The sequence below is a fragment of the Zongyangia acetica genome (genome assembly GCF_038739695.1).
Classification (GTDB): domain Bacteria; phylum Bacillota; class Clostridia; order Oscillospirales; family Ruminococcaceae; genus Zongyangia; species Zongyangia gallinarum.
This window is the reverse complement of record NZ_JBBEWN010000017.1, coordinates 18,488-30,547: the sequence shown is the minus strand read 5'-3', so window position 1 is coordinate 30,547 and position 12,060 is coordinate 18,488. Positions and strand designations below refer to the sequence as shown.

The 12,060-nt window shown below is 61.7% G+C and carries 9 protein-coding genes; 7 read left to right on the top strand and 2 right to left on the bottom strand.

Features of this window, described 5'->3' with window-relative positions:
• Positions 1-64: 64 nt before the first annotated feature.
• Together WGC32_RS13210 and WGC32_RS13205 are read left to right on the top strand one after the other, a co-directional pair.
• A complete protein-coding gene (locus WGC32_RS13210) occupies positions 65-1,204 on the top strand; it encodes a glycosyltransferase family 4 protein (RefSeq protein ID WP_342682548.1) in 1,140 nt (379 codons plus the stop codon).
• On the top strand, positions 1,201-2,319 hold the full coding sequence (locus WGC32_RS13205; RefSeq protein WP_342682546.1) for a glycosyltransferase family 4 protein: 1,119 nt from the start codon (positions 1,201-1,203) through the stop codon (positions 2,317-2,319). Before WGC32_RS13210 ends, WGC32_RS13205 begins: the two co-directional genes overlap by 4 nt.
• Positions 2,320-2,831: 512 nt before the next feature.
• Here the strand turns inward: WGC32_RS13205 and WGC32_RS13200 are convergent.
• Together WGC32_RS13200 and WGC32_RS13195 are read right to left on the bottom strand one after the other, a co-directional pair.
• Positions 2,832-3,950, bottom strand: a complete 1,119-nt coding sequence (locus WGC32_RS13200; protein ID WP_342682545.1) for a glycosyltransferase family 4 protein — start codon at positions 3,948-3,950, stop codon at positions 2,832-2,834.
• 933 nt (positions 3,951-4,883) lie between these two features.
• Positions 4,884-6,611, bottom strand: a complete 1,728-nt coding sequence (locus WGC32_RS13195) for a phospho-sugar mutase (protein WP_342682544.1) — start codon at positions 6,609-6,611, stop codon at positions 4,884-4,886.
• A 154-nt stretch (positions 6,612-6,765) separates the two neighbouring features.
• Between WGC32_RS13195 and WGC32_RS13190 the strand changes: the two genes are divergently transcribed.
• The 5 genes from WGC32_RS13190 (at position 6,766) to WGC32_RS13170 (ending at position 11,570) form a co-directional block, all read left to right on the top strand.
• Complete coding sequence (locus WGC32_RS13190; RefSeq protein ID WP_342682542.1) at positions 6,766-7,836, top strand: mannose-1-phosphate guanylyltransferase; 1,071 nt, start codon at positions 6,766-6,768, stop codon at positions 7,834-7,836.
• 814 nt (positions 7,837-8,650) lie between these two features.
• Positions 8,651-9,688 (top strand): GDP-mannose 4,6-dehydratase, encoded by a 1,038-nt coding sequence (gene gmd / locus WGC32_RS13185; RefSeq protein ID WP_342682541.1) that lies wholly within the window; start codon positions 8,651-8,653, stop codon positions 9,686-9,688.
• 22 nt (positions 9,689-9,710) lie between these two features.
• Positions 9,711-10,484 carry an ABC transporter permease gene (locus WGC32_RS13180; RefSeq protein ID WP_342682539.1) on the top strand — a complete coding sequence of 258 codons (774 nt, stop codon included), beginning with the start codon at positions 9,711-9,713 and terminating at the stop codon, positions 10,482-10,484.
• Complete coding sequence (locus tag WGC32_RS13175) at positions 10,484-11,239, top strand: ABC transporter ATP-binding protein (RefSeq protein ID WP_342682538.1); 756 nt, start codon at positions 10,484-10,486, stop codon at positions 11,237-11,239. Before WGC32_RS13180 ends, WGC32_RS13175 begins: the two co-directional genes overlap by 1 nt.
• 4 nt (positions 11,240-11,243) lie before the next feature.
• Positions 11,244-11,570: a hypothetical protein gene (locus WGC32_RS13170; RefSeq protein WP_342682536.1), complete on the top strand. Its 327-nt coding sequence runs from the start codon at positions 11,244-11,246 to the stop codon at positions 11,568-11,570.
• Positions 11,571-12,060: the final 490 nt, after the last annotated feature.

Here is a 12,060-nt window from a genome sequence, read left to right as displayed (position 1 = left end):
CGCAGGGACGGTGGATTTTACAGCGGCAGAGCCGGCGGCTTTGGGGAGAAAGGAGGGGGATTCTGTGAAGAAAAAGGTGCTTTTTTGCGCCTCCACCCTCTCCCACCTGCGCAACTTCCACCTGCCCTATCTCAAGGCCTTCGGGGAGATGGGCTATGAGGTCTGGGCGGCGGCGTCGGATGTGGGAAAGGTGCCCTATGCCCACACGGTGGTCACCCTGCCCATGAAAAAGAAGCTGACAAGCCCCCAAAACCTTACCGCCATCCTGGCCGCCCGCCGCCTGATCCGCCGGGAGGGGTTCTCTCTGCTGAGTACCCATACCGCCCTGGCCTCCGGGGTGGCGCGGGCGGCCCTTGTGGGGATGAAGCGCCGTCCTTTGGTGGTCCATACCGTCCACGGCTACCTTTTTGGGGAGGAGGACGGGATGGGAAGATGGCCCTACCTTCTGCCGGAGATGCTGCTGGCCCCCCTCACCGACGTGGCCATGGTCATGAACCGGGAGGATGAAAGGCTCTGCCGGAAATACCGCCTGGCCCGGCGGGAGCCTGTATTCATCCCCGGCATGGGGGTGGACCTGGAGCGGTTTCATGTCAACCGGCCGCCGGAGGAAAGATCCCGGCTCCGGGAAAGGTGGGGGCTTTCCCCGGAGAATTTTGTCTTTGTCTGCGCCGCCGAATTTTCCCCCCGGAAGAATCAGGAGGCCCTCCTTCGGGCCTTTGCTAAGGCCGCCCCGGAGATGCCGGGGGCAAAGCTTATCCTGGCGGGCCAGGGCGACCTTCTCCAGCGCTGCCGCGCCCTTGCCGGGGAGCTTTCCCTGGGAAAAAGGGTGCTCTTCCCCGGCTTTGTGGAGGACATGCCGGGGCTTTATGCCGCCTGTGACTGCGCCGTCTCCGCAAGCCGCCGGGAGGGGCTGCCCTTTCATCTCATGGAGGCCATGGCCTCCTCCCTGCCAGTGGCGGCAAGCGACGTCAAGGGCCATCAGGAGCTGATCTCCTCCGGGAAAAACGGCCTGCTCTTCCCCCTGGACAACCGGAAGGGATGCGCCCTGGCCCTTCGGTGGCTCTATACCCACCGGCAGGAGGCGGTTCAGATGGGCCGCCGGGGCCGGGAGATGGCGCGGCAGTACAGCTTGGACCAGGCCTTTCCCAAGATCATGGGGGTCTATGAGGAGGCCGTCCGGCGGTGGGAGGGGATGGGGCCATGAAGAAGCGTCTTGTCATCAGCGCCACCCAGTACCAGGAGAAAAGCAGCGGTATCGGCATCCTGATTTATGAGCTGTTTGGACGGCTGGCCCAGCATCCCGGCCGGGAGGCGGCGGTGCTTCTCTCCGCCGACAGCCCGCCCTTCCCCCAGGGTCAGGCCCGCCAGATCCGGATCCCGGTAAAGAAGGGGCGGGCCCTCCTCCGGGGGCTGTATGAGTCCCTTTGGATGGGGCGGCGCTACTGCAAAAACTGCCTTTACCTCACCACCGATTCCAAGATCCCCCTGCTGCTGCCCCCAAGCTGCCAGGTAATGCCGGTGGTCACCGATCTGGCCCTCTTCCGGATGGGGGAGGTCTACCGTGCCTCCCGGGTCTGGTACTGGCGGCTCCAGTACCGTCTGCTGCGAAAGCGGGCGGTCTGCTACGGGGCCATCTCCCCCTTTACCAAAGAGGAGATGACAAGGCTCTTGGCCATCCCGGCGGAAAAAATCCACGTTATCCCCTGCGCCGCCGACCCGGCCCTGCGACGGGTCGAGGATGAAAAAACGCTGGAGGCTGTCCGGGAAAGATACGGCCTGCCGGAGCGTTATCTTCTCTTTGTGGGGAACTTTAACCCCCGCAAGAACCTGACCCGGCTTATGGAGGCCTTTGACCTGCTGAAATCCCGGCCGGCCGGAGCGGGCTGGAAGCTTGTCATCGCCGGGGAGCAGGGCTGGAAGTTTGACAGAGAGAAGGCCCTTGCCGCCATCCGCTGCCGGGAGGATGTCCTTTTCCCCGGCTATGTGGCGAGGGAGGATCTGGGGGCCCTCTATTCCATGGCAGAGGCGTTTTTATTCCCCAGCCTTTATGAGGGGTTCGGCATCCCGGTCATCGAAGCCCAGCAGTGCGGCGCCCCGGTGATCTGCTCCGGCACCTCCGCACTGCCCCAGGTGGCGGGGAGGGGCGCCCTTTATGTAGACCCTATGGATCCAGAGGACATCTGCCATCAGATCCACCGGCTTCTCACCGACCCCGCCCTGGGAAATCAGCTGCGGCAGGCGGGGTATGAAAACGCGGCCCGTTTTTCCTGGGAAAGATCAGCGAAAGCTTTGGCGGAGCTTTTGGAACAGCTGCCATGACCGCCACCTACCGGTGGGCGGCGAGTCGCCGCAGCAGACCGCGCCACCTGCCGGCGGAGGAAGTCGCGCTGTGGCGCTAACTGCGGCCTGTTCGCGTGCTTCGCAATAAGGTTTTAAACAAGATCTAGTGCGCGTCATCCCCGCCGCAAGGGGCGCGCTGTGGCGCAATGGGTAACAAAATCGCGTGAGACGCGAACGATGTCTTAAATAAAAACAAGTGCGCGTCATCCCCGCCGGTAGGCGCGCGGGCGACGCGACAGTATCTCGAATAAAACGCAGGGCGCGACCTGCCCGCAACAAGGGGCGCGCTGTGGCGCAATGGGTAACAAAATCGCGTGAGACGCGAACGATGTCTTAAATAAAAAACAAGTGCGCGTCATCCCCGCCGGTAGGCGCGCGGGCGACACGACAGTGGTTTTTGCTAGGCCGTGGCCGCGTCTTCCCCGCCGGTAGGCGGGCAGGTCCGGCCCCATAGAAAGAACAGGAGGGGGAATTTCCCCCTCCTGTTCTTTCTATGACATCATCTCCCGGTAAAGCGCCAGAAGCTTTGCCGCCGAGGCCTCCCAGGAAAACCCGGCGGCATGCTGAAGCCCCGCTTCTATCTTCCGCCGCCGAAGGTCTTGGTCGGTCAAAAGGGTATAGATCCCCTGGGCGATTTCCTCTGTATCCAAAGGGTCGATGAGCAGCGCCCCCTCTCCCCCGGCCTCGGGCATGGAGGAGGTTTCCGAGCAGACCACCGGCGTCCCCAGGCTCAAAGCCTCCAGAATGGGGATGCCGAACCCCTCATAAAGGCTGGGAAAGACAAAGACGTCGGCATGGGCGTAAAGCTCCGCTTTCTCCTGGGCGGAGACAAAGCCGGTGAAGATCACCTGGCCTTCCAACCCCAGCCGCCCGGGCGCTGCCAGGATGCCGTTATACCGCCAGCCCAGACCTCCGGCCAGGACCAGCTGGTGGGGGATCCCCGCCTCCCTTTTGAGCAGGGCAAAGGCCTCCATGAGCCGGATGAGGTTTTTCCGAGGCTCCAGGTTCCCCAGAAAGAGGAGGTATTTTTCCCCGATTCCCCATTTTTCCCGGAGGGGAGTGAAGTTTCCCTTTGGCCTGGGGGTGTCAAAGGAGGGCGGGATGACGGCCACCCGCTCCGGCGGCAGATGAAATTCCCCCAGAATTTCTTCCTTTGCGCTGCGGGAGATGGTGACAATCCGGTCGCTGCGCTCCACACTGTAGCCGATGCCCCTCTGGATCCGGCGCAGGTTTTTGGGCTCCAGGGTTTCGGGGTAATAGAGATAGGAGAGGTCATAGACCGTGTCCACCACCCTGCCCCCGACCCTGGGCGGGACGATGTAGTTAAAAAAGTGGGTGATGTCCGCCGGCCCAAACAGGCGGACATAAGAAAAGGGCAGGGCTTTCCAGACCCGCCGGTAGACCCCATAGGGCAGGATCCGGCTTTCCCGGATAGGAAAGGAGAGCCCCTCTGTCACCTCCCCGCCCTGGCTGCGGGAGAGAAAATTAAACAGGTTCCCTTGAAACGATATGTCCGGCTGCTGGGTCAGCCTGCGGATAAGCTCCAGGGTATAGGCGCCAATGCCGCTGCGCATCCCGCAGCAGGGCTGTAATTCCAAAGCTACCTTCATCTTTCTCCTCCTCGCGGGCAGTGCCCGCAGCCAAACCGCGTTTATGTGTCAATCGCAACGTAATTGCGGGCATCGCGGACAATGTCTCAAATGAAACCTAGAGCGCGTCTTGCTGCCCGCTAGGAGCGTGGGCGGTTTCGGCGGAAGCCGACGATTTTTTCGAATTGAGCGGGGGACTCCCTCAGGCCTCGCCCCCGCGAATCGAGGAAAAATCGCTGCCCATACTGGTGGGAAAGCAGCGAGCCTCATTAGGGGGATATCCAAGGGGGGCTCCCCTTGGATCACTTTTGCATCCTTTTCTTGAGAGAAAAGGATGGCGGCGAGCCGCCGCAGCCAAGCCGCGCTGTTGTGTCAATCGCAACAAAATCGCGTGTGTCGCGGCAGTGTTACAAACAGAACTCAAGGCGCGACCTGCCAACCGCAGGTCCGCGGCATGAGCGCAGAACCACCTGCCGGTGGGGGACACCGCGCTGGCGGGCAGTGCCCGCAGCCAAGTCGCGTTTATGTGTCAATCGCAACGTAATTGCGGGCATCGCGGACAATGTCTCAAATGAAACCTAGAGCGCATCTTGCTCTCCGCTAGGAGCGTGGGCAGTTTCGGCGGCAGCCGACGATTTTTTCGAATTGAGCGGGGGACTCCCTCAGGCCTCGCCCCCGCGAATCGAGGAAAAATCGCTGCCCATACTGCCGGGAAAGCAGCGAGCTTCATTAGGGGGATATCCAAGGGGAGCTCCCCTTGGATCACTTTTGCATCCTTTTCTTGAGAGAAAAGGATGTGCCTGCGCGGCATGAGCGCAGAACCACCTGCCGGTGGGAGACACCGCGCTGGCGGGCAGTGCCCGCTCCCAAGCCGCGTTGTGGCGTCGTCCGCAACAAAATCGCGGGTGCCGCGGCAGTGTCGCAAACAGAAGCCAGAGCGCGTCTTGCTGCCCGCTAGGGCCGCGTCCTGCCCGCCGCTAGGCGCGCGAGGATGTTTCCGAAAGCGGCGCGGCACCGCGCCTCCAGCGCCTGGGCTTCGGCGAGGCTATCCCCCCGGAGGGAGTAGTAAATCTTCAGCTTTGGCTCGGTTCCCGAGGGCCGGACGGTGACGGTCACGCCCCCTTCATAGCAAAACCGCATCACGTTAGAAGAGGGCAGCCCGGTGGGGGATTTTTCCCCGGCGGCAGTGCGGCGGACGCCGGCTTTGTAGTCGGCGTTCCAAAGAATCCGCCGGCCGCAGAGGATATCCGGCGGATGTTGGCGGAGGGCATCCATAAGCCGCTCCATCTGCCCGGCCCCCTCTGCCCCCTCAAAGGCCATGGTCTGCTGGGTATCCACAAAAGCGCCAAAGCGGGCGGAGAGTTCCGCAAGGCCGTCCATGAGGGTCATGCCCCGGCCACGGTAGTCGCAGAACATCTGGCAGATCAGGAGGCTTCCCAGCACCCCGTCCTTATCCCGGACGGCGGTGCCGGTCAGATAGCCGCAGCTTTCCTCCATGCCAAAGAGAAAGCGGTCCTCTTCTCCTCGGCCCTCTAAAAGGCTCAGCTGCTCCCCGATGTATTTAAAGCCGGTGAGGACGTTTTGCAGCCGCACCCCGTATCCGTCGCAGATGGCCTGGGCCATCTCGGTGGTGACAATGGTTTTCATGGCCACCGGACGCTCTGGCATGGCGCCCATCTCCTGCCGGCGGCGGCAGAGGAAGTCTAAAAGCAGCGCCCCCACCTGATTGCCGCTGAGCAGGAGGAAATCCGCCCCCTGCCGGACGGCGGCGCCCACCCGGTCGCAGTCGGGATCGGTGGCGATAACCAGATCCGCCCCCAGCTTCCTGGCCCAGCGGATCCCCTCCTCCATGGCCTGGGCCTCCTCCGGATTGGGTTTGGGACAGGTGGGAAAGTTCCCGTCCGGCCCTGCCTGGGAGGGGACCACCGTCACCTGGTCAAAGCTGGCCCGGCCCAGGGCCTGGGTCACCCAGGAAAACCCGGCGCCGTGAAGGGGGCTGTAGACAATGGGCACCCCCCTTCCCCGCTGGGGCGGCAGCAGGGACTGGGATAGGACCGCGCCCAGATAGGCATCGGTGACCTCCCGGCCCAGAAAGGCGATGCGTCCGTCGGCCTTCCCCTGCTCCAAAGAGACGCGGCGGATGCCCCGGAGGAGATCCACCTCATCGATCTGCGCTTTGATGTCCCGGGCGGCCTCCTGGGTGATCTGGCCGCCGTCGGGGCCGTAGATCTTATAGCCGTTGTAGGGGGCCGGATTGTGGCTGGCGGTGATGACGATGCCGCCGGAAAGGCCCAGGTGGCGCACGGTGAAGGAAAGGATGGGGGTGGGCATGATCTCCGAAAAGAGATAGGCCTGGATCCCGTTGGCGGCCAGCACCTGGGCGGCGGTCTGGGCAAACTCCTGGGAAAGGAGGCGGCTGTCGTAGGCAATGGCCACCGCCGGCTGGGAAAAGCGGGAGCGGAGATACCGGGCATAGCCCTGGGTGGCGCGGGCCACGGTGTAGATGTTCATCCGGTTTTCCCCGGCGCCCATCAGCCCCCGCAGGCCGCCGGTGCCAAAGGACAGAGGCGCTCCAAAGCGCTCCGCGATCTGGCGGGGATCCTTTTCGATTTCTGCTAACTCCCGGGCAAGGCGTGGGTCCGGAATATTTTTCCACCGGTGGTAGGTTTCTATGGGGTTCATGGGGGCTCCTTTCCCCTCCGCTTGAGAAAAAACGAAGGCGCTGCAATTTTTTCGGATGCTATGGGCATGATAGTCATAGTATGGACAGCAATTTCAGGAAAAATCACGAGGAAATCTGCGCCTTCAGCTTTTGGAGGCCGTGGGGAGGTTTTTTATGAAGAAAACAGCCTTGATTATGGCGGGAGGACGGGGGGAGCGGTTCTGGCCCAAAAGCCGGAAAAGCCATCCCAAACAGTTTCTCTGCCTGACAGAGGACGGCAAGACCATGATCCAGCACACGGTGGAGCGGATTTTGCCCATGGTGGAGCCGGAGAACATCTATATTGCCGCCAACCGGGATTACAAGGAGCTGGTACGGGGGCAGCTGCCTCAGATTCCGGAGGAGAACATCCTCTGCGAGCCGGTAGGGCGGAACACCGCCCCCTGTATCGGATGGGCCGCCGCCCATATCCGGCGCAGGTATGGGGACGCGGTGATGATCGTCCTGCCCTCCGACCATCTGATCAAATATAACGCCATCTTCCTGGCCACCCTCCGGGAGGGATGCCAGGTGGCGGAGGAGGGGCGGAACCTGGTCACCATCGGCATTACCCCCAGCCATCCCGAGACAGGCTACGGATATGTCCAGTTTGACAGCATCCGGATGAAGGGGAAGGCCTTTGCCGTGGACCGGTTTGTGGAAAAACCGGACCGGGCCACCGCCAAAGCCTATCTGGAGTCGGAGCAGTACCTTTGGAACAGCGGCATCTTCCTGTGGAAGGCGTCGGCTATCCTGGAAAACATCCGGGCCTATCTTCCCCACATTTATGAGGGGCTGGAGAAGGTGGAGGCCGCCATGGGCACCGCCGAGGAGGAGAAGGTCCTGGAGCGGGAATTTTTTCGGATGCCCAGCACATCCATTGATTACGGCGTCATGGAAAAGGCCAAAGATATCTACATCCTCCCCGGCGCCTTTGGCTGGGACGATGTGGGCTCCTGGCTGGCCTTGGACCGGATCAACCCCCAAGACGAGATGGGCAATGTGATTTCCGGCAACGTGATCACCGTGGAAACCCACAACAGCATCATCCAGGGCGGTGAAAAGCTGATGGCCCTGGTAGGGGTGCGGGGGATGATTGCGGTGGATACCGGCGACGCCCTCCTCCTCTGCGACAAGGACAGCACCGGGGAGATGAAACGGGTGTTGGAAAACCTCAGGGCCCAGGGCCGCGCCCAATACCTCTAGCCCCACCTACCGCCGGGCGGCGAGTCGCCGCTGACAAGACGCGGATAGGCGCTGGCAGTGACCTATTCGCGGGCTACGCGGCAATGTCGCAAATAAAACCAAGAGCGCGTCTTGCTCTCTGCAGGAGCGCCACCTCCCGGTGGAGGACATCGCGCTGTGGCGCTGTGCGCAACAAAAATGCGTGTGACGCGGCAAAGTTTCAAATAAAACCTAGGGCGCGACCTGCCTGCCCCGGTAGGGGCCGCGGGCAACGCGAACAGTGTCGCAAATAAAGCCCAGGGCGCGCCAGCTACCGCTGGAGTGTGGGCGGTTTCGGCGGAAGCCGACGATTTTTCGGAACATCTCGGGGGAATCCAGTGGTGTTAGCCCCCGGGATTGGGAGAAAAATCGCCGCCCATACCGCAGAGAAAGCAGCGAGCCTCATCAGGGGGATATCCAAGGGGCGCTCCCCTTGGATCACTTTTGCATCCTTTTCTTGGGAGAAAAGGATGTGCCCGCCCCGGCATGAGGGGCCGCTATTCACCTACCGGTGGGGGACACCGCGCTGGGCGGGCAGTGCCCGCAGCCAAGCCGCGTTGCGGCGCAATGGGTAACTTAGTCGCGTGGCCCGCGGCAGTGTCATTAACTAGGCCGAGGGCGCGTCATCCCGCCCCGGAAGGGGCCCAGCTACCGCTGGAGGATATCGCGGATAGGCGCTGGCAGTGACCTATTCGCGTGTGACGCGGCAAAGTTTCAAACGAGACCTAGGGCGCGACTTGCTGACCGCAGGTCCGCGTCTTCCCCGCCGGCAGGCGCTAAGGAAAGGAGAAATAGTATGAAACACGCACTGATCACCGGGATTACCGGCCAGGACGGTTCCTATTTGGCGGAGCTGCTCCTGGAAAAAGGATATGAAGTCTATGGCATCATGCGGAGAAAAAGCGTGGTGGACTATGGCAATGTAGAGCATATAAAGGACAAAATCCATCTGGTCTATGGGGATATGACTGATCTTGCCTCCCTGCAAAAGGCCATGGATGTATCCCAGGCTGATGAGGTCTACAACCTGGCGGCCCAGTCCTTTGTGGGCACCAGCTGGGAGCAGCCCATTGCCACGGCGGAAATCGACGCCTTGGGGGTGACAAACCTGCTGGAGGCCATCCGGCGGGTCCGGCCGGAAGCCCGGTTCTACCAGGCCTCCACCAGTGAAATGTTCGGCCTGGTCCAGGAGATGCCCCAGCGGGAGACCACCCCCTTCTATCCCCGGAGCCCCTATGGGGTGGCCAAGGTCTACGGCCACTGGATCACCAAAAACTACCGGGAAAGCTACGGCCTTTTCGGCTGCTGCGGCATCCTCTTTAACCATGAGAGCGAGCGGAGAGGCTTAGAATTTGTCACCCGGAAGATCACCAACGCCGCGGCCCGGATCAAGCTGGGGCTTCTCCCCTGTGTGGAGCTGGGGAATCTGGATGCCCAGCGGGATTGGGGCCATGCCGCCGACTATGTCCGGGCCATGTGGCTGATGCTCCAAGGGGAGCGGCCGGATGACTATGTCATCGCCTCGGGAGAGACCCGGACCGTCCGCCAGTTTGCCCAGGCCGCCTTTGACGCCGCCGGCATCCAGGTGGCATGGCAGGGCCAAGGGGTGGAGGAAACCGGCGTGGATGAAGCCACCGGAAAAACAGTGGTCCGGGTCAGCCCCCAGTTTTTCCGTCCGGCGGAGGTAGAGGTGCTGCTGGGGGATCCCACCAAGGCGGAGGAGCAGCTTTCCTGGAAACGGGAGATCTCCTTTGAGGAGATGGTCCGGCGGATGGTGGAAACCGACCTGAAGCTGGCAGCAGGGGAGACGGCGTCCGGCGGCCGGGAAGGATAAGACGGCAAAAGGATGGTGGCCTATGGGGCTGATAAGAGAACTTTTTGACTACCGAACCATGCTGGCCACCATGGTCCGCAAGGAGCTGGTCACCCGGTATAAAGGCTCGGTCCTGGGCTTTCTCTGGGCCTTTGTCAATCCCCTTTTGCAGCTGGCGGTCTATTCGGTGGCATTTTCCAGCATTATGCGGGTGGATGTGGACAAATACTACATTTATCTGTTTGTCGCCTTTATCCCCTGGTTTTTCCTGTCCACCTGTCTGGGCGGCGGGGCAAACTGCGTGGTGGAAAGCGCCAACCTGGTCAAGAAAATCTATTTTCCCCGGATGGTCATCCCCCTGAGCACGGTGACGGCAGGCTTTGTCAACCTCTGCCTTTCCATGGCGGTGGTGCTGGGGGCGGTGCTGTTTTCCGGCATAGGGCTCAGCGCCTGCTGCCTGCTGCTGCCGGGGATTATGGCCCTTGAGTATCTGCTGGTCCTGGGCTTTTTGCTCATCTTCAGCGCCCTGAACGTCTATCTCCGGGACCTGCGGCACATGCTGGAGATCCTGATGATGGCCTGGTTTTACGCCACCCCCATTGTCTACACCCCCGACATGGTGCCGGAGGGCTGGCGGTGGGCCCTTTCCCTCAACCCTATAACCGGGCTGGTGGAGGCCTACCGGGATCTGCTCTATTACCAGAGGCTGCCGGATATCTCCCACCTGCTCTGGCCCTTTGGCCTGGGCCTTCTCCTCTGCTTGGGGGGAGGATGGCTGTTTCAGCGGTTGCAGCGTAGTTTTGCGGAGGAGTTGTGATGAAAAAAGACGCTATTGTGGTCAGCCACCTGGAGAAGTCCTTTAAGGTCTACCCCGACAAGGGGAGCTCCTTAAAGGAAAAGCTTCTCTTTTTAAAACGCAACGCCTATGACCGGCGGCAGGTCTTAAAGGATATCAGCTTCACCGTATCCCCAGGGGAGGCGGTGGCCCTCATCGGGCGAAATGGCTCCGGCAAATCCACCCTGCTCAAAATTCTCACCCGGATCATCTATCCGGACCGGGGAGAGGTGGATATCCAGGGCAAGGTATCCAGCCTCATAGAGCTGGGAGCGGGCTTTCACCCGGACATGACCGGCAGGGAGAACATCTATGTCAACGCCTCCATCTTTGGCTTGCAGAAGAAAAAGATTGATGAACGGCTTTCGGATATCATCGCCTTTTCGGGACTGGAGGACTATATGGACGTCCCGGTGCGAACCTATTCCTCCGGCATGTATGCCCGGCTGGCCTTTGCCGTAGCCATCCACGTGTCGGCTCAGGTGCTGCTCATCGACGAGATCCTGGCGGTGGGGGACGCCGCCTTCCAGCGCAGGTGCTTTGCAAAGATGGAGCAGCTAAAAAGGGAGGGGACCACCATTGTCCTTGTCTCCCACAGTATGGAGGACGTGGCCCGCCTGTGTCCCCGGGCTATCTGGATTGACGGGGGCCTTGTCCGGATGGACGGCCCCGCCCAGACCGTCATCGGCGCCTACCTGGCCAGCGCCCAAGAGCCTGGATGGGGACAGGGGAGGTGATGGGATGGACGTTTCTCAGATGCCCGGGCCGGACCGGCGGTATGCGGCGGGGGTGTTCCGCCATGAGCTGAATATCCCCCTGGAAGCAGAGGAGGCGGCGGGTCTTGACGGCGCCCTTTTGGAGGAGGCCCAGCCGGGGCTGACTTCGGAGGAAACTCTGGAAGAGATCCTGGTAGCGGCTCGGGGGCCGGTCCGGTGGCTGGCCCCTGCCGCCTTCCGGATGCGGAAGGCCATTAAAAGGATTCCCCTGGTGGGCTCTCTGGCCCTGCGGATCAAAAACCGCTACCTCCTCCTAGCGGAGGGCAAGACGCGCTCTAAGTTTTATCGGTGACACTGTCGCGTCTCACGCGTTTTTGTTACAAACGACGCTACAGCGCGACTTCCCCCACCGGTAGCCGGCGCAATCTGGCTGCGGGCACTGCCCGCCATCCTTTTCTCTCAAGAAAAGGATGCAAAAGTGATCCAAGGGGTGCGCCCCTTGGATATCCCCCTAATGGGGCTCGCTGCTTTCCCAGTAGTATGGACGGCCCCTCCCGGGGCGGGATGACGCGCTCACGGCCTAGCCAAAACCACCGCCGCGTTGCCCGCAACTATGTTGCGATTGACACATAAACGCGACATCCTCCAGCGACAGCTGGCCCCGGGATGTTCCAAAAAATCGTCGGCTGCCGCCGAAACCGTCCACACTCCTGCGGTAGCCGGCGCGCCCTAGGCTTTATTTGCGACACTGTTCGCGGCTCACGCAAATAGGTCTCGATTGACACATAAACGCGATCTGGCAGCGGCGAGTCGCCGCGCCTAGCGGCGGGCAGGTTGCGCCC

Bases quoted from the DNA above. Each gene is read 5' to 3' on its own strand.
- WGC32_RS13170 (WP_342682536.1), top strand. From the start codon at position 11,244: ATGGACGTTTCTCAGATGCCCGGGCCGGACCGGCGGTATGCGGCGGGG.
- WGC32_RS13190 (WP_342682542.1), top strand. From the start codon at position 6,766: ATGAAGAAAACAGCCTTGATTATGGCGGGAGGACGGGGGGAGCGGTTC.
- WGC32_RS13200 (WP_342682545.1), bottom strand. From the start codon at position 3,950: ATGAAGGTAGCTTTGGAATTACAGCCCTGCTGCGGGATGCGCAGCGGC.
- WGC32_RS13205 (WP_342682546.1), top strand. From the start codon at position 1,201: ATGAAGAAGCGTCTTGTCATCAGCGCCACCCAGTACCAGGAGAAAAGC.
- WGC32_RS13180 (WP_342682539.1), top strand. From the start codon at position 9,711: ATGGGGCTGATAAGAGAACTTTTTGACTACCGAACCATGCTGGCCACC.
- gmd (WP_342682541.1), top strand. From the start codon at position 8,651: ATGAAACACGCACTGATCACCGGGATTACCGGCCAGGACGGTTCCTAT.
- WGC32_RS13175 (WP_342682538.1), top strand. From the start codon at position 10,484: ATGAAAAAAGACGCTATTGTGGTCAGCCACCTGGAGAAGTCCTTTAAG.
- WGC32_RS13195 (WP_342682544.1), bottom strand. From the start codon at position 6,611: ATGAACCCCATAGAAACCTACCACCGGTGGAAAAATATTCCGGACCCA.